This window comes from Kitasatospora sp. NPDC048239, from assembly GCF_043202015.1.
In the GTDB taxonomy this organism is placed as follows: Bacteria; Actinomycetota; Actinomycetes; order Streptomycetales; family Streptomycetaceae; genus Kitasatospora.
Genome location: NZ_JBICZP010000017.1, coordinates 153,103 through 172,574 on the forward strand (window position 1 = coordinate 153,103; position 19,472 = coordinate 172,574).

Annotated in this window: 20 protein-coding genes and 1 pseudogene; 14 read left to right on the plus strand and 7 right to left on the minus strand. The window is 72.6% G+C overall.

The genetic code is table 11. The features are described 5' to 3' along the window. Positions 1-2,445, minus strand: coding sequence for a discoidin domain-containing protein (locus tag ACGFZP_RS33375; protein ID WP_392940115.1), 2,445 nt, complete (start codon positions 2,443-2,445; stop codon positions 1-3). A gap of 428 nt (positions 2,446-2,873) precedes the next feature. Then, on the minus strand, positions 2,874-3,938 hold the full coding sequence (locus ACGFZP_RS33380) for a LacI family DNA-binding transcriptional regulator (RefSeq protein WP_392940116.1): 1,065 nt from the start codon (positions 3,936-3,938) through the stop codon (positions 2,874-2,876). A gap of 132 nt (positions 3,939-4,070) precedes the next feature. Here ACGFZP_RS33380 and ACGFZP_RS33385 point away from each other — a divergent pair, with 132 nt between their 5' ends. The 8 genes from ACGFZP_RS33385 (at position 4,071) to ACGFZP_RS33420 (ending at position 13,771) form a co-directional block, all read left to right on the plus strand. Next, complete coding sequence (locus ACGFZP_RS33385) at positions 4,071-5,357, plus strand: ABC transporter substrate-binding protein (protein ID WP_392940118.1); 1,287 nt, start codon at positions 4,071-4,073, stop codon at positions 5,355-5,357. 143 nt (positions 5,358-5,500) lie between these two features. Next, positions 5,501-6,373 (plus strand): carbohydrate ABC transporter permease, encoded by an 873-nt coding sequence (locus ACGFZP_RS33390; protein WP_392940120.1) that lies wholly within the window; start codon positions 5,501-5,503, stop codon positions 6,371-6,373. Between the two features lie 4 nt (positions 6,374-6,377). Beyond that, on the plus strand, positions 6,378-7,319 hold the full coding sequence (locus tag ACGFZP_RS33395) for a carbohydrate ABC transporter permease (protein WP_392940121.1): 942 nt from the start codon (positions 6,378-6,380) through the stop codon (positions 7,317-7,319). A gap of 68 nt (positions 7,320-7,387) precedes the next feature. Next, positions 7,388-8,665, plus strand: a complete 1,278-nt coding sequence (locus ACGFZP_RS33400; protein ID WP_392940122.1) for a glycosyl hydrolase — start codon at positions 7,388-7,390, stop codon at positions 8,663-8,665. A 117-nt stretch (positions 8,666-8,782) separates the two neighbouring features. Beyond that, positions 8,783-11,836, plus strand: coding sequence for an alpha-mannosidase (locus ACGFZP_RS33405; protein ID WP_392940123.1), 3,054 nt, complete (start codon positions 8,783-8,785; stop codon positions 11,834-11,836). A gap of 82 nt (positions 11,837-11,918) precedes the next feature. After that, positions 11,919-12,869, plus strand: a complete 951-nt coding sequence (locus tag ACGFZP_RS33410; protein WP_392940124.1) for an ROK family protein — start codon at positions 11,919-11,921, stop codon at positions 12,867-12,869. A 27-nt stretch (positions 12,870-12,896) separates the two neighbouring features. Beyond that, positions 12,897-13,349: a hypothetical protein gene (locus ACGFZP_RS33415; RefSeq protein ID WP_392940126.1), complete on the plus strand. Its 453-nt coding sequence runs from the start codon at positions 12,897-12,899 to the stop codon at positions 13,347-13,349. 2 nt (positions 13,350-13,351) lie between these two features. Continuing rightward, positions 13,352-13,771 (plus strand): hypothetical protein, encoded by a 420-nt coding sequence (locus tag ACGFZP_RS33420; RefSeq protein ID WP_392940127.1) that lies wholly within the window; start codon positions 13,352-13,354, stop codon positions 13,769-13,771. Between the two features lie 97 nt (positions 13,772-13,868). On the opposite strand, the gene ACGFZP_RS33425 is transcribed toward ACGFZP_RS33420, so the two are convergent. Beyond that, the gene (locus tag ACGFZP_RS33425; RefSeq protein WP_392940129.1) at positions 13,869-14,117 is read right to left on the minus strand and encodes a hypothetical protein; all 249 of its coding nucleotides are present in this window, start codon (positions 14,115-14,117) and stop codon (positions 13,869-13,871) included. Further along, positions 14,092-14,775: a type III effector protein gene (locus ACGFZP_RS33430; protein ID WP_392940131.1), complete on the minus strand. Its 684-nt coding sequence runs from the start codon at positions 14,773-14,775 to the stop codon at positions 14,092-14,094. The genes ACGFZP_RS33425 and ACGFZP_RS33430 overlap by 26 nt, the downstream gene beginning before the upstream one ends. Positions 14,776-14,883: 108 nt before the next feature. Here ACGFZP_RS33430 and ACGFZP_RS33435 point away from each other — a divergent pair, with 108 nt between their 5' ends. From ACGFZP_RS33435 to ACGFZP_RS33460, 6 genes and pseudogenes are all read left to right on the plus strand, one after another. Next, entirely contained in the window at positions 14,884-15,318 is a 435-nt protein-coding gene (locus ACGFZP_RS33435; protein WP_392940133.1) for an Hsp20/alpha crystallin family protein, read from the plus strand. 229 nt (positions 15,319-15,547) lie between these two features. Then, on the plus strand, positions 15,548-15,952 hold the full coding sequence (locus tag ACGFZP_RS33440) for a DUF2267 domain-containing protein (protein ID WP_392940134.1): 405 nt from the start codon (positions 15,548-15,550) through the stop codon (positions 15,950-15,952). A 60-nt stretch (positions 15,953-16,012) separates the two neighbouring features. Beyond that, positions 16,013-16,411: a DUF2267 domain-containing protein gene (locus tag ACGFZP_RS33445; RefSeq protein WP_392940135.1), complete on the plus strand. Its 399-nt coding sequence runs from the start codon at positions 16,013-16,015 to the stop codon at positions 16,409-16,411. A 136-nt stretch (positions 16,412-16,547) separates the two neighbouring features. Beyond that, positions 16,548-16,940 (plus strand): STAS domain-containing protein, encoded by a 393-nt coding sequence (locus ACGFZP_RS33450; RefSeq protein ID WP_392940136.1) that lies wholly within the window; start codon positions 16,548-16,550, stop codon positions 16,938-16,940. A 13-nt stretch (positions 16,941-16,953) separates the two neighbouring features. Next, a complete protein-coding gene (locus tag ACGFZP_RS33455; protein ID WP_392940137.1) occupies positions 16,954-17,187 on the plus strand; it encodes a DUF6296 family protein in 234 nt (77 codons plus the stop codon). Positions 17,188-17,387: 200 nt separating this feature from the next. Further along, positions 17,388-17,507, plus strand: a pseudogene (locus ACGFZP_RS33460) (response regulator); the annotation flags it as partial. Between the two features lie 122 nt (positions 17,508-17,629). Here the strand turns inward: ACGFZP_RS33460 and ACGFZP_RS33465 are convergent. The 3 genes from ACGFZP_RS33465 to ACGFZP_RS33475 form a co-directional block, all read right to left on the minus strand. After that, on the minus strand, positions 17,630-18,172 hold the full coding sequence (locus tag ACGFZP_RS33465; RefSeq protein ID WP_392940139.1) for an acyl-CoA thioesterase: 543 nt from the start codon (positions 18,170-18,172) through the stop codon (positions 17,630-17,632). After that, on the minus strand, positions 18,169-18,438 hold the full coding sequence (locus ACGFZP_RS33470) for a hypothetical protein (RefSeq protein ID WP_392940140.1): 270 nt from the start codon (positions 18,436-18,438) through the stop codon (positions 18,169-18,171). The genes ACGFZP_RS33465 and ACGFZP_RS33470 overlap by 4 nt, the downstream gene beginning before the upstream one ends. Before the next feature lie 276 nt (positions 18,439-18,714). Continuing rightward, the gene (locus ACGFZP_RS33475) at positions 18,715-19,236 is read right to left on the minus strand and encodes a nuclear transport factor 2 family protein (RefSeq protein ID WP_392940142.1); all 522 of its coding nucleotides are present in this window, start codon (positions 19,234-19,236) and stop codon (positions 18,715-18,717) included. Positions 19,237-19,472 lie beyond the last annotated feature (236 nt).

Here is a 19,472-nt window from a genome sequence, read left to right on the forward strand (position 1 = left end):
CTACGCGCCCCAGGCCTCGAACTCGTAGACGCGGGCGGCGGGGTCGGAGGTCTGGGTGGGCCGGGTCACGACCAGGCGGACGTACCGGGCCGTGGTGGAGACCGGGTGGGTGGTCGTCCCGGCGGTGTTGCCGGTGACGTTGGCGACGGTGGTCCACGGGTCGGTGGTGGAGTTGCGGACCTGCACGGAGAAGTCGCGGGTGTTGTAGGAGGCGCTCTCACCGCCGGCCGAGGCGTGCTTCACCACGAACTTCGACAGCGGATGCGCCGAACCGAGGTCCACCTCAAGCCACTTGGCCGAGGTGGTGGTGCACCACTTGTCGCCGTTGCCACCGTTGACGGTACCGTTGACCGCCTTCGCCGGGGTCTCGTTGGCGTTGCACTGGCCGGAGCCGGTGGCCGGGCGGTTCAGCGCCAGGTTGCCGCCGGCCGGCGGGGTGCCCGTCCAGGAGACGGTGGCACTCGCGGCGGTCGAGCGGCCGTACTCGGTGGAGACGGCCTCGACCTCGATGGTGGTGGCGCTCTCAGTGCCCACCCGGTCGAGCCGGTTCACGAAGTAGGCGTCGGACGGGGTCGCACCGAGGTAGGAGCGGGTGCCGTCCGGGTTGCGCCGGTAGAGCTCGTAGTGGTGGACGGCCCCGCCCGTGGACCCGGTCCAGGACAGCCGCAGCGACTGGCTGGTGCCGGGCACGGTGTCGGCGGCACCGAGCACCGTGAGTCCGCTCGGCGCAGCCGGGGCGTCCACCGCGCCGTCGTAGACCGCCAGTTGCCCCACCTTCACATCGTAGGCGGGGTTGGAGCCCTCGGCCTGCAGGCCGATCTGGGCGATGGTGCGGCCGGCGTAGGCGGAGAGGTCGAGGGTCCTGCGCTCCCAGCCGTTGCCGCCGGTCGAGCCGAGGTCGAGGGTGGTGAAGCTGGTCGGCGCGTCGGTGAAGGAGATCGCGGCCTTGAGGTTGGTCGCCCCGGCGGCCGGGGTCTTCAGGACCACCGAGAGCCTGCTGTCCGCCGCGACCGGGAGCCTGGTCTCGTAGAGGCGGATGGTGTTGGCCGCGTCGAGCCGGCCGGTGAGGCGCAGCGTGGAGCCGCCCTCGTAGGCGTCGGTGAAGTCGATCGAGGGCGTCAGCCTGCTGCCGGTGGAGCTGACCAGCCAGCGGTAGGTGGGCGGGACGTCCTGGAGCGACAGGTTGTTCCAGCCGCCGGTGGCGACCCGGTTGCCGCCGGAGTTGTAGAAGTCCCCCTGGCCGGAGTCGAAGTTGGTGACGAAGGGCTTGGCGGTGATCGGCGAGGACTCCGCGAAGTACGTGGAGAGGCCCTTCCAGCTGGACGAAGTCGTCGTGTTGGACGGGTCGTTGTTGGCACCGACCCAGTAACGGGCGTCCTTGGCGTAGAAGTCGGCGCGGTCGGTGGCCGACTTCCAGGTCCACTCGGGCCGGTAGAGGCCGAGCGAGGTGGTGTGCGGCTTGCCGGCCGGGAAGAGCGTGCTCCAGTCGACGCCGCTGTTGTAGCCGTTGGCCTCGGTGTCGATCCCGGAGTAGAGGTCGTACTCGCTGCGCCCGAGGCCGCGGGCGAGGCTGCGGGAGGAGTCGAGGCCGCCGGAGCTCCAGTTGAAGTTGAGGAACATGGAGTCGGAGGTGCGGCGGGTGCCCTCCTGGAGGAAGGAGTCGTTGGCGGTGGTGAACGCGTTCTGCCAGGAGACCGAGCCGGACTCGGTCATCGCGTCGTACCACATGAACTCGGTGGAGCTCTTCGCCTTGGTGTACTGCATGAGGTTGCGGACCTCGGTGGCGAGGGCCGAATCGCCGCCGCCGGTCTCCTGGTTGATGAACCAGCCGTCGAAGCCGTAGTACTGGGCGGCCTGGGCGAGCTTGTCGGCGACGGGGTAGCCGCTGCCGGACTTCTGGACGAAGTCGCGGACCCACTGGAGCTGGCCGCCGTACGCGGCGGGCGGGAAGAAGACCGTCCCGTAGACCTTGACGCCGTTGCGGTGGGCGGCGTCGATGACGGTCGGGTTGGGTGCGAGGATCAGGCCCTCGCCGGCGGAGCCGCCCCAGAAGACGAGCTTGTCGACGTACTGCCAGTAGCCGAAGGCGTAGTAGTTCGGGTCGGCGGAGCCCTGCGAGGGGTTGTTGGAGGTCGGGCCGAAGGAGACCAGGGAGGCCACCTTGCCCTCGCCGGACCGGGCGTTGGGGTTGGCCTTGAGCGCCGGGTCGGTGGTGCGCGGCTGGAGCGGGACGCGGGAGCGGTTGAACCGGGCGTCCGGGTCGGTGGCCGGGTCCCAGTTCAGGATGGTGTTCGGGTACCAGTACGAGGCGTACGGCTGGCTGCCCAGAGCGGCCGGGGCGGCGGCCGGGGCGGCCGGTGCGGGCTCCGCGTGGGCGGTGGGTGCGGCGCCCAGCACGGCGGCCCCGAGGGCGGCGCTCAGCAGAAGGGGGAGGCGTCGGGACATGCGGTGGCTCCGATCGAGCGGAGGAGGGTGGGGGTGGGGCCCGCCCGGGGGCGGTCCGGGTGCATGCGAGCGTGGCGGTGCTGATCGCGGCGGGTGCCGGTGGTGCGCAGTGCTCAGGCGGGCCGGTCCCGGCCTGGCACCGCCGGCCGTCGCCCGGCACGGCGGTACGGAACTGCGGCGGTACGGGACCGGCAGTGCGAGGGTGCAGCGGTACGAGGGTGCAGCGGTACGAGGGTGCAGCCGTGCGAAGGTGCAGCAGTGCGAGAGTGCGGACCTGCGGCCGCGCGAGGGCGCGGCGGTACACCGGACAACCGCCACCGCCGGGTGCGACGGCGGCAGGAGTGCGGCGACGGGCAACGGGCGGCGGGAGCGGGGCGGCGCCCCGCCCGCGGTGACGCGCCGAGCGTGGCCCGCTCGGCGCAGCGAGGCTAAACCGGTTCAGATCCGCTGTCAACGGTCCGCGCAGCGCCCGGCAGGCCGGGCGGCGGCGAGGTGGACTCCCGAACGGTCAGCCGGGGCGTGGGCATCTGCAGGTCACGGCCCGGGCCGGCCTCGTCGAGCACTTCGAGCAGACTGCGGGCCACCTGCTCGCCGAGCGCGAAGGTGTCCCGGCTGAGCGCGGTCAGCGGGGGGTGCACGATCCGGGCGAGCACCGAGTCGTCGAAGGAGACGATCGACAGCTCGCCGGGCACCGCGACGCCCATCTCGCCGGCCACCCCGAGCCCGGCCACCGCCATCACGTCGCTGTCGTAGATGATCGCGCTGGGCCGCCGCGGGCGGGAGAGCAGCGTCCGGGTGGCCGCCGCGCCCTCGGCGTCGCTGAAGTCGGTGGGCACCGAGACCGCCTCCTCCAGGCCCAGCCGCCGGGAGGCGTCGCGCAGCGCGCGGATCCGCCGCTGGGTGTGCTGGAAGTGCGGCAGGCCGGCCAGGTGCGCGATCCGCCGGTGGCCGATCGCGGCCAGGTAGTCGACGATCGAGAGCATCGCCTCCCGGTCGTCCGCCCAGACCCGCAGCGGGCCGCCGCCCTTGCCGGGCCCGCCCAGGACGACGGCGGGCAGGGCGAGTTCCTCCAGCACCTCCGGCCGCGGGTCGCGGACCTGCAGGTCGACCACGATGAACCCGTCGACCCGGTGCTCGGAGGCCCAGCGCCGGTAGACCTCGATCTCGGCGGCGGTGTCCTCGACCACCATCAGGTGCAGCGCGACCGAGCGGGCCGAGAGCACCGCCTGGAGCCCGGACAGCAGCTGGCTGAAGAACGGCTCGACGCCGATGGTGCGGGCCGGGCGCGCGATCACCAGTCCGACCGCGTCGGAGCGGGCGCCGCCGAGCGCGCGGGCCGCACTGTGCGGCCGCCAGTTCATGTCCTCGGCGACCCGCAGGATGCGGGCCCTGGTCGCCTCGCTCACCCCGGGTCGCCCGTTCAGCGCGAAGGACACCGCGCCCTTGGAGACACCGGCCTGGCGCGCGATGTCGGCGATCGTCGGTCTGCCCACAGGATCCGACCCCTCTCTTGACATCCAAGTTTAGGCGGGAGCATAGTCCCTGCAACAGCTAGACCGGTTTAGTAAGTCAGGTTCTGCACGTCAGCACAATCCCCCACCCACCCTCAGGACCGGGAGACCCTCATGCGAAGAATCTGGGCGGCACTGACGACGGCGGCGGTCACCACCGCCCTGCTCGGCGGCTGCGGGCTGAGCTCCGACACCAAGAGCGACGACACCGCGGCGAGTGCGGCCGCCACCGGTGAGGTCAAGGGCAAGGTCTCGCTCCAGACCTGGGCGCTGAAGCCGAAGTTCACCGACTACGTGCAGGGCGTGATCGACGGCTTCAAGAAGCAGCACCCGGGCGTCGAGGTCGAGTGGCTGGACCAGCCGGGTGAGGGCTACTCGCAGAAGGTGCTCAGCCAGGCCGCGGCCGGCGGCCTGCCGGACGTGGTCAACCTCCCGCCGGACTTCGCACTCCCGCTGGCCAGGCAGAACATGCTGCTCGACGTGGCCAAGGCCGATCCGTTGCTCGCCGACGAGTACGTCGCCGGCGGCGTCGACGCCTACCGCTTCGCCGGCCAGGACGGCACCTACGGCTACCCCTGGTACCTCAACACCGATGTCAACTACTGGAGTTCGGAGCTCCTCGGCAAGAACGGCCTGGACCCGAAGACCCTCCCCACCACCCTGGACGAACTCATCGCCCAGGCCCGGGTGATGAAGGAGAAGTCCGGCGGCCAGACCTATCTGATGAGCCGCAAGCCCGGCCTCGGCGACCTGGTCAACGCCGGTGTCAAGGTGATGTCCGACGACGGCAGGTCCTTCACCTTCAACACCCCCGAGGCGGCCGCGCTGCTCGACAAGTACCGCGACGCCTTCAAGGAGGGCCTGCTGCCGAAGGACGTCCTGACCAACACCTACGCCGGCAACTCCAAGCTGTTCAACTCCGGCGCGGCGGCCTGGACCACCGGTGGCGGGAACTTCATCACCAGTCTCGCCACCGACAACCCCACGCTCGCCCCGAAGATCGTCCCCTCCCCCGCGATGGGCACCCCGCCGCTGTACGTGCAGGGCCTGTCGATATCCAAGGGCAGCAAGAACCCCGCCGCCGCGGTGGCCCTGGCCCGCTGGGTCACCAGCCCCGAGAACCAGGCCGCCTTCGCCCACCTGACCAGCGTGTTCCCGTCCACCAAGGCGTCCGCGGGCGACCCGTTCTTCAGCAGGGGCGACGGCACCAACGCCGGGGACGCCAAGGTGATCGCGTTCACCTCGCTGGCCAAGGCGAAGATCCTCCAGCCCGTCCAGGTCGACGACGCGATGAGCACCGTCATCAACCAGCAGATCGCCCTGGCGATCAGCGGCGACGCGAGCTCCAAGCAGGCCCTGGACACCGCCGTCGAGCGGTGCAACCAGCTGCTCAAGGGCTGACCCGGCCCCCCGCACGGCCTCGTACCGGTGGAGCGGCGGCACCTCCCGAACCCGGGGACCCTCAGGGATCCCCAGGCCCCCGGGACCCCCAGGGGCCGCCGCCCACCGGGAACGACCCGCACCGCCCCCAGGAAGGCAACGGCATGACCCACCGGCGTTGGTTCACCCCCTGGCTGCTCGCCGGGCCCGCGATCATCTGGCTGCTCGTCTTCAACCTCTGGCCGACGCTCAACACGGTGATCCTGTCGTTCACCAACGCCAAGCCACTGGGCGGCGGGCGGTTCACCGGCCTCGACAACTACGAACGCATATTCAGCGACGAGCAGTTGGCCGACGCCCTGCTCAACAGCATCGTCTACCTGCTGATCTGCCTGCCCCTGCTGACCGTCCTGCCGCTGCTGCTCGCCCTGCTGGTCCAACGCAAGCTGCCCGGCATCACCTTCTTCCGCACCGCCTTCTACACCCCGGTCATCGCCTCCGCCGTCGTGGTGGCGCTGATCTGGGGCTGGGTCCTGGACGACCGCGGCCTGGTCAACGGCCTGCTCCAGCAGACCGGACTGGCCGACTCCCCGGTCGCCTTCCTGACCGACCGCTGGCTGCTGCTGCTCAGCTCGATCGCCCTGACCACCTGGAAGGGCCTCGGCTACTACATGGTGATCTACCTGTCCGCCCTGGCCAACGTCGGCCGCGAACTGCACGAGGCCGCCGCCGTGGACGGCGCGAGCGCCTGGCGCCGGTTCTGGCACGTCACCCTGCCCGGGGTCCGGCCCACCATGGTGCTGATCTCGGTGCTGATCTCGGTCTCCTCGCTGCGCGTCTTCGCCGAGCTGTACGTGCTCTCCAACGGCACCGGCGGGCCCGGCGGCCGGGACATGTCGGTGGTGATGCTGATCCAGATGTACAGCCGCGGCTTCACCGGCCACCTCGGCTACGCCTCCGCGCTCAGCCTGCTGCTGTTCGTCATCACCCTCGGCCCGATGCTGCTGCTGATGCGCCTGAACCGGAAGGCGGACTGACCCCGTGACCCGACCCGCCGCCCCGACCGGCCCCACCGCCACCGCACCGCGGCCCGGCCCGCCCGCTCCACCCGACCGGGCCGCAGCGGCCCGGTCCACCCGCCGCACCCGGAGCTTCAACACCCCCTCCCCCGCCCAGACCGCGCTGCGCTACCTGCTGCTGCTGGTCGTGCTGCTGCTGGTGATCGGCCCGTTCCTCTGGCAGCTCTCCACCTCGCTGAAGGGCCCGGACGAGGACGTCTTCACCCGGAGCCCGAGCTTCCTCCCCGAGGACCCGACCTTCGCCAACTACGGCAAGGTCGCCGACACCATCCCGGTCTGGGCCTACGCCGGGAACTCGCTGGTGGTGGCCGCGATCGCGATCTTCGGCAACGTGGTCGGCACCACCCTGGCCGGCTACGCCCTCGCCAAGCTGCGCTTCCGCGGCGCCCGGCTGGTGTTCGGCCTCTTCCTGGCGACGCTGGTGCTGCCCGGCGAGGTCACGATCGTCTCCCAGTACGTGACCGTGCGCAGCCTGGGCCTGGCCGACACGCTGACCGGCGTCGCCCTGCCCGGCGCGATCGCCATGCTGAACGTGCTGCTGATGCGCACCGCCTTCGCGGCCGTTCCGCCCGAACTCGACCAGGCCGCCCTGGTGGACGGAGCCAACGTCTGGCAGCGGCTGTGGCACGTCGGGCTCCCGAACGTGCGCGGCATGCTCAGCGTGATCGTGATCTTCACCTTCATCGGCGCCTGGGACGACTTCCTCTGGCCGCTGATCGTGCTCAACGACCCGCAGAAGTACACGCTCACCGTCGGACTCCAGTACCTCAACGGCACCTTCTCCGCCAACCCCCGGCTGATCGCGGCCGGCACCATGATCGCCTTCCTGCCGATCGTCGTGGTGTTCGGCGTCTGCCAGCGGTTCTTCTTCCGGGGCGTCGAGGAGGGGGCCGTCAAGGGGTGACCACCGAACCCGCCCGACCCGTCGCCGAACCCCGCGACGGCCGCTCTCACCGAGGAAGCCAACCGAGCATGACCGCCGACCAGGACCGCACCCCGGACACCCCCGCCCCGCGCTTCGGCGTCAACTACACGCCCACCGAGGGCTGGTTCCACCACTGGCTCGACTTCGACCTCGACGCCGTCCGGGCCGACCTGGACTCGATCGCCGAGCTCGGCCTGGACCACGTCCGGGTCTTCCCGCTCTGGCCGCTCTTCCAGCCCAACCGCACCCTGATCCGCCCGCGCGCCGTCGAGCAGCTGGTCGAGCTGGTGGACGCGGCCGGCGAGCGCGGGCTGGACGTCTCGGTGGACGGCCTCCAGGGCCACCTGTCGAGCTTCGACTTCCAGCCCTCGTGGACGCTGACCTGGCACCGGCGCAACATCTTCACCGACCCCCAGGTGGTCAACGGCCAGGCCGCCTACCTGCGCACCCTGGCCGCCGCGCTGGCCGACCGGCCCAACTTCCTCGGGATGACGGTCGGCAACGAGATCAACCAGTTCTCCGGCGACCCGCACCCCGACCCTGACCGGATCACCCCCGACGAGGCCGAGGACTGGCTGCGCCGGATGCTCGCCGCCTGCGAGGACGGCGCGCCCGGGCGGCTCAACCTGCACGCCTCCTACGACGCCGCCTGGTACCTGGACGAGCACCCGTTCACCCCCTGGCACTCGGCCCGGATCGGCGCCGCCACCGCCGTCCACTCCTGGGTGTTCAACGGCACCGCCCAGCGCTACGGCGCCCACTCCACCGCGACGGCGCAGCACGCCGCCTACCTGGTCGAGCTGTCCAAGGCCTGGGCGGCCGAGCCGCACCGCCCGGTCTGGCTGCAGGAGGTCGGCGCGCCGGCCCCGCACATCACCGCCGAGGACGCCGCCCGGTTCACCGGCGACACGGTCGCCGCCGTGCTGGACTGCCCCGACCTGTGGGGCGTCACCTGGTGGTGCTCGCACGACGTGGACCGCTCGCTGGCGGACTTCCCCGAGCTGGAGTACAGCCTCGGCCTGCTCACCACCGACCGCCGGGTCAAACCCGCCGGCCTGCGGATCGCCGCCGCCGTCGAGGAGTTGCGCACCGGTTGGCGGCCGCCGCGGCCGCGCAGCACGGCGCTGGTGGTCGACACCGGTGACGCGGTCACCGCGCCCAAGCGCTCGGTCTGCGGCCCCGGCGGCGCCGTGTTCGAGGCGTTCATGCGGCTCACCGAGGCCGGCGCCCGGCCGACCGCGGTGCTCGCCGAGCACGCCGTCGATCCGGGCCACCTCGCCGCCCGGGGCATCACCGAGGTCGTCCACCCCGACGACGTACGCTGACCACTGCCTCCGTCCGCCGCCGTTCCGCCCCGTCCCGCCCGTCCCGCCCGTCCCGCAGTACTGCCCGTCACGCGCCACCAGTCACACACCCTCAGCCATGCAACGGAGCCTGCCGACATGCACGATGACCGCACCCTCGTCGAGTCCCGTCTCAAGCGCGTCCTCGACGAGCGCATCCGCCCGGCGATCCACCCCGAGTCCGTGCCCCTGGAGGTCGGCATCTGGACGGCGCCCGGCGAGCCCGTCCCGGTCGCCGAGGGCCTGGCCGCCCCCCGCACCCCGATCGCCGCCGGCGAGTCCTGGGGCGCGCCGTGGGGCACCAGCTGGATCACCGTGACCGGCACCGTGCCCGAGGCCTGGGCCGGGCGGACGGTCGAGGCGCTGATCGACCTCGGCTTCGACGCCAACATGCCCGGCTTCCAGTGCGAGGGCCTGGTCTACCGCCCGGACGGCACCCCGGTGAAGGGCCTCAACCCGCAGAACCAGTGGGTGCGGATCGCCGCCCCGGCGGCCGGCGGCGAGCGGGTCGAGCTGCACGTCGAGGCGGCGTCCAACCCGGTCATCCTGGACTACCACCCCTTCCTGCCCACCACCCTGGGCGACAAGGAGACCGCCGGCGACCAGCCGCAGTACAAGCTGGAGCGGATGGACCTCGCGGTCTTCGACGAGACGGTCTGGCAGCTGGTGATGGACCTGGAGGTGCTCGGCGAGCTGATGGCGGAGCTGCCGGTCGACGGCGCCCGCCGCTGGGACGTGCTGCGCGCCGTCGAGCGGGCGCTCGACGCCGTCGACCTCCAGGACGTCAACGGCACCGCCGCCGCGGCCCGTTCACAGCTCACCGAGGTGCTGGCGGCGCCCGCCGCGCCGTCCGCGCACCGGATCAGCGCGGTCGGCCACGCGCACATCGACTCGGCCTGGCTGTGGCCGCTGCGCGAGACGGTCCGCAAGGTCGCCCGGACCACCGCCAACATGACGGCGCTGCTGGAGGACGAGCCGGACTTCGTCTACACCATGTCCCAGGCGCAGCAGTACGCCTGGATCAAGGAGCACCGGCCCGAGGTGTACGCCCGGGTGAAGAAGGCCGTCGCCGAGGGCCGGTTCGTGCCGGCCGGCGGCATGTGGGTGGAGTCCGACACCAACATGCCGGGCTCGGAGGCGATGGCCCGCCAGTTCGTCCACGGAAAGCGGTTCTTCCTGGAGGAGTTCGGCGTCGAGAACCAGGAGGCCTGGCTGCCGGACACCTTCGGCTTCACCGGCGGGCTGCCGCAGATCATCCGCAACGCCGGCTCCAAGTGGCTGCTGACGCAGAAGATCTCGTGGAGCCAGGTGAACAGGTTCCCGCACCACACCTTCCAGTGGGAGGGCATCGACGGCACCCGGATCTTCACGCACTTCCCGCCCATCGACACCTACAACTGCTCGATGAAGGGCAGCGAGATCGCGCACGCCGCGCGGAACTTCAAGGACAAGGGCGTGGCCCGGCACTCGATCGCACCGACCGGCTGGGGCGACGGCGGCGGCGGCACGACCCGCGAGATGGTCGCCAAGGCGGCCCGGCTGCGCAGCCTGGAGGGCTCGGCCACCGTGGTGTGGGAGCGGCCCGCCGAGTTCTTCGAGAAGGCGCAGGCCGAGTACCCGCAGCCGCCGGTCTGGGTCGGCGAGCTGTACCTGGAGCTGCACCGGGCCACGCTGACCAGCCAGGCCAGGACCAAGCAGGGCAACCGCCGCAGCGAGAACCTGCTGCGCGAGGCCGAACTGTGGTGCGCCACCGCCGCGTTGCGCACCGGGCTGGCCTACCCGTACGAGGAGCTCGACCGGATCTGGAAGACGGTGCTGCTGCACCAGTTCCACGACATCCTGCCGGGCTCGTCGATCGCCTGGGTGCACCGGGAGGCGGAGCAGACCTACGCGGGCGTCGCCGCGGAGCTGGACGCGCTGATCGACCGGGCGCAGCAGGCCCTGGCGGGGGACGCGGCGGGCGGGCGCGAGCTGCTGTTCAACGCGGCGCCGCACAGCCGCTCGACGGTGCCCGCGGGCGGGGCGGCGCCGGCCGGCCCCGTGGTGGCGGGCTGCGCGGTGACGGCCCGGCCGCAGGGCGGATTCGTGCTCGGCAACGGGCTGCTGGACGTCACCGTGGACGGCGACGGCCTGGTGGTCTCGGTGGTCGACCTGGCGGACGGCCGGGAGACCGTCGCCCCCGGCACCCGGGCCAACCTGCTCCAACTGCACCCCGACTTCCCGAACATGTGGGACGCCTGGGACGTCGACCAGTTCTACCGCAACACCGTCACCGATCTGACCGCGGCGGACGAGGTCGCGGTGGCGGCCTCCTCGGTGGACGAGGTGGCGGTGCGGGTGGCGCGCTCCTTCGGCTCGTCCACGGTCGTCCAGACGCTGACGCTGCGCGCGGGCGCCAAGCGCCTCGACATCGACACCGAGGTGGACTGGCACGAGACGGAGAAGTTCCTGAAGGCCGCCTTCCCGCTGGACGTGCACACCGAGCGGTACGCCGCCGAGACCCAGTTCGGCCACCTGTACCGGCCGACCCACACCAACACCAGTTGGGAGGCGGCCAAGTTCGAGGCGTGCAACCACCGCTTCGTGCACCTGGAGGAGCCCGGCTGGGGCGTCGCGCTGGTCACCGCCTCGACGTACGGGCACGACGTGACCCGCACGGTGCGGGAGCAGGACGGCGGGACGACCACGACGGTCCGGTTCTCGCTGCTGCGCGCGCCGCGCTTCCCCGATCCGCAGACCGACCAGGGCCTGCACCGGTTCCGGCACGCGCTGGTGCCGGGTGCGGCGATCGGCGACGCCGTCCGCGAGGGCTACCGGATCAGCCTGCCCGAGCGGCGGGTCACCGGCAGCGCCGCGTCGGTGCGGCCGCTGGTGGCGGTGGACAACGACGCGCTGGTGGTCAGCGCCGTCAAGCTGGCCGACGACGGCAGCGGGGACGTGGTCGTGCGCGTGTACGAGGCGCACGGGGGCCGCGCCCGGGGCCGGCTCGTTCCGTCCTTCCCGCTGGCCGGCGCGGTACCGTGCGACCTGCTGGAACGGCCGTGGGACGGCACGCGCGGCGAGGTCGTGGCGGCCGAGGACGGCGTCGAGCTCGGACTTCGGCCGTTCGAGCTGGTCACCCTGCGGCTGACCCCCGGTGGCGCGACCGTCTGACGCTCATGCTCACCCTGCGGCGCCCCGGGATCCCCCGGGGCGCCGCATCCCGTCCCCTCCCTCCCCCTCTGGAGTGCCCTCGATGACCGTGTCCTCCTCCCCGCTGTTCGCCGCCGTCGACATCGGCGGCACCAAGATCGCCGGCGCGCTGGTCGACGACCGCGGGGAGCTCCGGCACCGCCTCCAGCTGCCCACCCCGGCCCGGGAGTCGGCGGAGGTGGTGGTCGGCGTGGTGCACCAGGTGCTCGACCGGCTCTCGGCGCACCCGGACTGGGCGGGGGTGGGCGCGGTCGGCATCGGCAGCGCCGGTCCGGTGGACCTGGTGCACGGCACCGTCAGCCCGGTGAACATCCCCGCGTGGCGGGCCTTCCCGCTGACCGCCGCGGTCACCGCGCACCCGGCCCTGGCGCACCGGATACCGGTCGCGCTGGCCGGGGACGGGGTCGCCATGGCGGCCGCCGAGCACTGGCGCGGGGCGGCGCGCGGCGCGGACAACGCGCTCTGCCTGGTCGTATCCACCGGGGTCGGCGCCGGGCTGGTCCTGGACGGCGCGGTGCGGCCCGGCCCGAGCGGCAACGCCGGCCACCTCGGCCACATCTGCGTGGACCTGGACGGCGAGCCCTGCCCGTGCGGCTCGCGCGGCTGCCTGGAGGGCATCGCCAGCGGGACGGCGATCGCCCGGTACGCCCTCGACCGGGGCTGGCGGCCCACGGGCGCCGACGCCTCGGCCCGCGCCGTCGCGGCGGACGCGGCGGCCGGCGACCCGGTCGCGCTCGCGGCGTACGACCGGGCGGCCCAGGCCCTGGCAGCCGGGATCGCCGCCACCGCCGCCCTGGTCGACCTCGGCCGGGTCGTCATCGGCGGCGGCGTCGCCGAGTCGGGCGAGGTGCTGTTCACCCCGCTCGCCCGCCACCTCGACCGGTACGCGGCGCTGCCCTACGTCCGTGGCCTGGACGTCCGGCGCGCCGAACTCGGCACGGACGCGGGCCTGATCGGCGCGGCGGCCGTCGCCGCCACGGCCCTCGGCGGCTAGGCCCTCGTCGTCGTCGCCGAGGACGGCGTGCTGGAAGCACCTGGCGAGGGCCAGGGTGGCCTGGGCGGCGCGCACGCCGGCGGTGCGGATCTCCGCGCCGAGGACGCTCGCGCGGTCCGGGAAACCTGCGGTGCCGACATCGCGGACCGGCGCGGCGATGCCGGTGGTGAGGGTCGTGGCGCGCAGGTCGAGGCCGGTGAGCAGCTGGGCGGGGAGGTCGATGCGCATCGGCAGCAGCCGCGGCGCCGTCGGCCAGGTGGGCTCGCCCCACTGCGCGGGCCGGGCCTCGGCCGCGGTGAGCGCGGCCTCCAGCTTCCGCGACAAGGTGGTCTTGCCGACCCCGCCATTGCCGTGGAAGACGATGACGTTGCGCCGCGGGGCTTCGAGGTCCTGGACGTCGAAGCCGTCAGCGGCCACGTGGGCCAGGTGCTCGGTGAGCGCGGCCGCGAGGCCAGGCTCAGCGAGATCACCGGTTTGTAGGAGTGCCGCGCCGGGAGCGCCGCAGGCGGGGTGAAGGGGAGCCGGCCGGGCTGGAGTGCGGGCGGCAGAAGCGCCCAGGCGAGGCGGGTGATCGCGTCGACCTCGCGCCGGTACTGCGGCAGGCTTGCGCGCAGCTCGCGCTGGCGGGCGAGGAACTGGCGGGCCTCCTGCTCGGTGTAGGGGCGCACCTGCCCTGCCCGGGCAGCACGCGCGGCACCGGCCGGCCCGGTCCACCGGCCGTCGGGGCCGAGCGTGTTGCGGAAGACGGCGGCGCCGTCGCGCCGCACCACACCGAGGTGGTCCACCAGGCGCTGCTCTTCCACGGCCTGGACGCAGTCCAGCACCGCGGCCAGGCAGCGGTCGTGCCCGTCGACGGTGGTGAACCGGCCGGCAGGGTTCCGCTCCGGCCGGCCTCGGCGTAGCGCAGGGCGGTGCCCCGGCGGCTGTCGGCCGCGCGGACGTCCACGACCAGCAGCTCGATGCGGTGTCCGGCCCGGCGCCAGGCGGCTCCCGGCCCTGTCAGGTCGACCGGTTGTTCGCGGGTGTGGTCTGAGGGCTGCCCGGATCGGGGGCGGACGGTGGCCAGTCGGGGTGGGCGAGCTGGTGGCGCAGGGCGTCGAGTCGAGCGAGGTGGTGGTCGAGGGCGGTGGTGACGGTGCTCGTGGTGGCAATAACTCGTGCTTCGAGGTCGTGGATCCGGTCCAGGAGGTCCTGCCAGCGCCTTTCGGCTTCGGCGACAGGGTCAGGCGCGGCGTCGGTCGCTGTCATCGCGGAGCTGGGTGGTGTGGTGGGTGAGGGCGTCGAGGCGGGTGGCGAGGTCGCCCTGGCTGGTGGCGAGGTGGGGGCGGATGGCGGCGAGGGGCGCTATGAGGTCGGCGGGGTCGGTGGCGCCGAGCGCGGCGGTCAGGGCGACCTGGGCGGGGCGGGCGCCGGGGGCGAGTGCGGTCATGGTGATCTGGGCGGCGAGGACCCGTAGCTCGGCGGCGTTGTCGCGGGCCCAGGTGGTGACCGTTCGGTCGGCGGCCCGCCGGTCTCGGACGGCCTTGACGCGTTCCGCACCGGTACCGGCCCGTGTCTTGCCGGCGGCGGGCTTGAGGCGCAGGTAGCGGTTCTCGGCGGCCTGGCGGCTGGCGACGCCCATGGGCCGGGCGAGGTCGGCCCAGGTGGCGCCGGCGTCCCGGGCGCTCTCCACCAGGCAGGCTTCCCACCCGGCGAGCCGCGTTCGCAGTTCACGCAGCAGAATCAGGGCGGCCAGGGCTTGCTCGGGGCCTTCCTGGTCAGGGGCGGTCGGGGGCTGGGACGCGGGGTTCTGGGCGGTGCGGACGGCGTCGTCGATGGCGGCCAGTGCTGCTGCGGCCGCCAGGAACGAGGCGGGCTCGACCGGCTGGGGAGGGCCGGCGGCGGAGCTGGGGGGCTCTTCACTCATGAAGTCACTCTATAGGCGACACAGCGACTTGTCATCGGATGGATGACGCGCTACAAAGGTGTCAGGTGAAGCGCACTGGCTCCCATCGATCCGTGGAGGTGTTTCGCGATGCTGATGCGCACTGACCCGTTCCGCGAGCTGGACCGTCTGACCCAGCAGTTCCTGGGCACGAACGGCACCTGGTCCCGGCCGGCCCCGATGCCGCTGGATGCCTGCCGGGTGGGCGACGAGTACGTGATCTGCTTCGACCTGCCCGGGGTGGACCCGGACGCGATCGACATCGACGTCGAACGGAACATGCTGACCGTCAAGGCCGAACGCCGCCCCCGCCACCAGGGCGACGACGTGAAGTGGGAGCTGTCCGAGCGCCCGCTGGGTGTGTTCTCCCGGCAGGTGATGCTCTCCGACACCCTCGACCCCGCCGGGATCAGCGCCGACTACGACGCCGGCGTGCTGACCCTGCGCATCCCGGTCGCCGAGAAGGCCAAGCCCCGCAAGATCGCGATCAGCCGCAGCGGCGACCGCAAGCAGATCCGGGCCTGACCAACCCCCGACGCCGTTCCGCGCCGCCCCTGATCACTCCCCCCTCGATCGGAAGGGGCGGCCGGAACACCCCCGACCGCCGGCCGCCCCCGCCCAGGCCGGCCCACCCGCAGCGACGCGCAGACGCCGTCGTGCGGCTGCTCGAGCTCACCGGTCTGCACCGGCGCTTGGCCGTCGAGCCCTGACCGGGCACGGTCGCGCCGGACCTTGGGACGGAGGGAGAACCGCAGTGACTCTTCGATGGGAGGCGTTCCTGGAAGAGGTCCGGGAGCGCGGTGAGTACGACACCCCACAGGAGGCCGAGCGGACCGCCCGGGTCGTCCTGGCCCTGCTCGGCGCCCACCTGGTCGGCGACGTGCGCGCGGAACTGGCCGCCCGCTTGCCGGAGACCGTGGCCCTGATCCTGCTCAACCCCCTGCAGGCCGCCGAGCCACTCAGTCCGGAACGGTTCGTGCGCGCGACCGCGGCCTGGATCGAGGGCGCCACCGAAGCCACGGCCCTGTGGGACATCGGCGCCATCCTGTCCACGGTGGCCGACGCCGCGGGCGACGATCTCACCGGGCGCGTCCTGCTCCAGCTGCCGCCCGGCTACGACCTGCTGTTCGGCCGGCCGACCGCAGGGACACGCCCCTGACCACCCACCTCACGCCGCCGCTGGACCGCCGGCGGCCAGCTCCCGGAAGGCCCCACGGTCATGACCCGCTACCGCCACCTTCTCCAGCAGGTCCGCAACCTCGGCCGCTACACCGCCGACGAGGACGCCGAACGAGTCCTTGACGCCGTCCTGGCCCTCCTCGGCGCCCAGCTCACCGGCGACGAACGCTGCGACCTCGCCGCAGTCCTGCCCGAACGGGCCCGCGCCGTCCTCGCCGCCCAGATCCCCCTGCCACGTCCCGTCACCGCCCCCGCCTTCGTCGACACCCTCGCCCACACCCTGGGCACCAGCCTCACCGCCGCCCGCTGGGACGCCTCCTCCGTCCTGGCCGCCCTCACCACCCTCACCGACGACAACCTCACCGACCGCCTCCTCGCCCACCTGCCCCGCGGCTACGCTCTGCTGTTCGGCCGCGCCGACCTGGCCGCCGCCGCCTGAAGCGGCGGGCCCCGCCCGGGGGGAGCACTGCCGGGGCCGGGCCTTCGCTTTCGGCGACGCAGCCTCTTGGACGAGGGCGCCGACCTGGGACAGGCTCGTGTACAGACGCCTTTCCCGGGCTGGAAGGGAGCCCCCCATGTCCCCCCGGCACGGCACACGCTTCGAGAACACCGGTGTCCCCGCGCCGCTGCTGCGGATCACCACCACGACCATTCGAGGCACCGCCCAGGTCCTCCGCCTGCACGGCGAAGTCGACCACGACCAGCGTCAGCGGCTGGAGAGCGCGCTCGAGCGTGCCGTGGCCGAGCGACCGCCCAGGCTGGTCGTCGACCTCGTCGGCCTGAGCTTCTGCGACTCCACCTGTCTCAACGCACTCCTCAAGACCCGGATCGCCGCCCGCGCCGCCGGCATTCCCCTCGTGCTGGCCGCACCCACCTCCCAGACCAGACGACTACTGGAGATCACCGGCGCCAACGAGGTACTGACCATCCACGACAGCGTCCACGCCGCGCTGGCCGACGCCGGATGAGGTGAGGCGACCGATGGACCGACCCCGGCGCTACGCGGTCACCCTGCCCGGTCCGCCCGGCCGACACGGGCCGACCGAGGTCGTCGTCGTCCACCCCACCGGCGAGTCCACCGCTGCCGGTGTGCCGGTATACGCGGATGAGGAGGGCACCTTCCGCGTCGCGATCGAAGGAGAGGCGGCGAGGCCGCTCACCGCACTACCGGGGCCCGGCCAGCACGCCTGCCTTCACGCCGTGCCGCTGCCCTAACAGGGCATCGCGCGGATCGTCATCCCCGCGCCCGACTCTTGCACACGCAGAGTAGTTGGACAGGTGGAACCCGCTACCTCGCCGCCATCCCCGCGGCCGACCACGTCGACTACCGGCGTCGCCGTCGGCAACACGAGTCCTGGCCCCTCGGCGACGACGCGTTCGCCGAACTTGTCAAGGATCGAGGTTGAGCCGTTCGATCCGACGGTGCGCGGCTGCGTGGTCCCAGGCGGGAGAGGCCCGACGTCGTCCTGATGGACATCAGGATGCCGGGCCTGGACGGCATCGAGGCGACCCGGCGGATCACTGCAGACCCGGCTCCTGGCTCGGGGCGGGACCGGTCTGGATCGTGTCTGTCACGGCCCACCGGTCCCGCCCGCTCTCCTTCACCCGGCCGCGGCATCGGGCCGCGGCCGGGGCGTCGGCACCGGAATCCGTCCGGTCAGCGCGCCGAGGCGCGGCAGCGTCTGCGCGCACGGTAGGACGGGACCGGCGCCTTGCCGCGCGCGGCCTTCACCGGCACCCGCTGCGGCGGGGCCGAGGACAACGGCTCGACCGACCCCTCTCTCGGCAGAAACGAGGAGAGAAACCGCCGCTCGGTCTGGCTGAGTTTGCGGGAGCGCCCGGATTCGCGATCCCGGGCGACCACCACGGTGCGCGCCCGCATATAGGTCAGCGGATCACGGCAGACATTCACCACGACATGGGCCGAACTGCGCCCCAGCTGCTCCACCGTCAGCCGCACCAGCAGCGGCTCCGGCTGGTGGTGCAACTGCTCCAGGTAATCGATCTCATGACGGGCGATCAGGAATCCGGACGGAAAAAGGGATTCCCGGACGGCCTCCGCATGGTGGCAGAACAGGTCGTAAATCCCCTCCTGGACGTAGGAGACCAGCCGGGCGTTGTTGATGTGCCCGTTCTCGTCGACGTCGCTCCAGCGGGTGGGGCAGGCCAGGACGTGCGCGTTCGAGTGCGGCGCGCTCACCGCTTCTTCAGCCCGGAGTCGCCCATCCCGGCGGCTGCCGCAACGGGCAGCAGCGCCCGCTGCAACCGGGCGTAGTAGACGGCGTGTTCGGACGCCATCCGGGCAGCCGTCCAGCCCTCCTCGGCGGCCTCGGCGGCGGCCTGCACGACCAGGCTGTCGAGCACCCCGTCGACGGCCCGGCAGAGCTCGGCGACCGCCGCCAGGCGCTCGGGGACGTCGGCACCCCGCGTCCCGCCCCGGGCCGGGAATGCCGCGAGCGAGTCCACAGCGAGCTGCAGATCGTCCGCGGTGCCCGGCCGGATTTCAGAAAGGCAATTTCGCACGTTTTTTCTCCCGAAACAGATACGGCCTGGTCAGGCGTGTTCGAATTGACCAGAGCGGGTCGCTACCCCCCGGCGCTATGGACGCTATCCCAGCGCGGGCGGCGGGCCGAATGTTTGGGGAAGCCAGCGGGAAACTGACCACCATTGGAGTAGTTTGCCGGGGCATAAAATCTGCCGCATCATCCGAATGCCTTTCGCACGGGGCCCGACGGCGGGCCGTCAGGCCCCCTGGCCAGCTCCCTCCACGGCCTCCTGCGCGGCCTCCTGCGCGGCCTCCTGGTCGGACTTCTGGTCGGGCAGCAGCTCCGCCTCCTCGCCGACGGTCCGCACCTCACGGGCGGTGAGCAGCCAGCGGCCCTCCGCGGTGCGCACGAAGCTGTCGTGGTAGCGGCCGACGACGTAGACCTGGTAGCCGCCGCCCTCGGCCAGTCCGAGGAAGGTGTAGTGGGTGATGCCGGTCGCCGTGCCGGCCACCGGGTCGACGTCGATGCCCGGCTCGCTCAGGAAGTGGGAGCCGCGCCAGTCCGACCAGAAGGCCTCCCGCTGGGCGTCGGCGATCGCACGGATCTCCGCGCGGCCGCGGGCGACCGTCCCGTGCGCGGTGAACACGGCGTCCTCGACGTAGCCCTCGATCCAGTCGTCCAGCTGGTCGGTGTCCCGCAGGTGCGCCTGACGGGAGAGCAGGCGGCGGATCGCGACCACGTCCTCGGCGGTCCGGTCGCTGACGGTGGTGTCGCTCATGGTGCGGTCTCCCTGCGGGCGTCGTGGATATGACGGACGAACAGTTCCGTTCGGCCGAAGACATGTTGGCAGCGGAGACCGCCCGTCGGCATCCGGGGAATTACCTACGCCGACTACCTACCCGCCTGCCACGTGCGGAATTTAGCGCCGGTTTGGCGCTCGGCGGCAGACTGCCGTTGACAGCGGCCCCCCGGTCTGCCCTGCGCCGTCCCCCACCCCCGACGGCGCGGCGGAGC

Bases quoted from the DNA above. Each gene is read 5' to 3' on its own strand.
- ACGFZP_RS33375 (WP_392940115.1), bottom strand. From the start codon at position 2,445: ATGTCCCGACGCCTCCCCCTTCTGCTGAGCGCCGCCCTCGGGGCCGCC.
- ACGFZP_RS33385 (WP_392940118.1), top strand. From the start codon at position 4,071: ATGCGAAGAATCTGGGCGGCACTGACGACGGCGGCGGTCACCACCGCC.
- ACGFZP_RS33430 (WP_392940131.1), bottom strand. From the start codon at position 14,775: ATGAGTGAAGAGCCCCCCAGCTCCGCCGCCGGCCCTCCCCAGCCGGTC.
- ACGFZP_RS33475 (WP_392940142.1), bottom strand. From the start codon at position 19,236: ATGAGCGACACCACCGTCAGCGACCGGACCGCCGAGGACGTGGTCGCG.
- ACGFZP_RS33450 (WP_392940136.1), top strand. From the start codon at position 16,548: ATGTCCCCCCGGCACGGCACACGCTTCGAGAACACCGGTGTCCCCGCG.
- ACGFZP_RS33445 (WP_392940135.1), top strand. From the start codon at position 16,013: ATGACCCGCTACCGCCACCTTCTCCAGCAGGTCCGCAACCTCGGCCGC.
- ACGFZP_RS33435 (WP_392940133.1), top strand. From the start codon at position 14,884: ATGCTGATGCGCACTGACCCGTTCCGCGAGCTGGACCGTCTGACCCAG.
- ACGFZP_RS33400 (WP_392940122.1), top strand. From the start codon at position 7,388: ATGACCGCCGACCAGGACCGCACCCCGGACACCCCCGCCCCGCGCTTC.
- ACGFZP_RS33405 (WP_392940123.1), top strand. From the start codon at position 8,783: ATGCACGATGACCGCACCCTCGTCGAGTCCCGTCTCAAGCGCGTCCTC.
- ACGFZP_RS33425 (WP_392940129.1), bottom strand. From the start codon at position 14,117: ATGACAGCGACCGACGCCGCGCCTGACCCTGTCGCCGAAGCCGAAAGG.
- ACGFZP_RS33390 (WP_392940120.1), top strand. From the start codon at position 5,501: ATGACCCACCGGCGTTGGTTCACCCCCTGGCTGCTCGCCGGGCCCGCG.
- ACGFZP_RS33410 (WP_392940124.1), top strand. From the start codon at position 11,919: ATGACCGTGTCCTCCTCCCCGCTGTTCGCCGCCGTCGACATCGGCGGC.
- ACGFZP_RS33455 (WP_392940137.1), top strand. From the start codon at position 16,954: ATGGACCGACCCCGGCGCTACGCGGTCACCCTGCCCGGTCCGCCCGGC.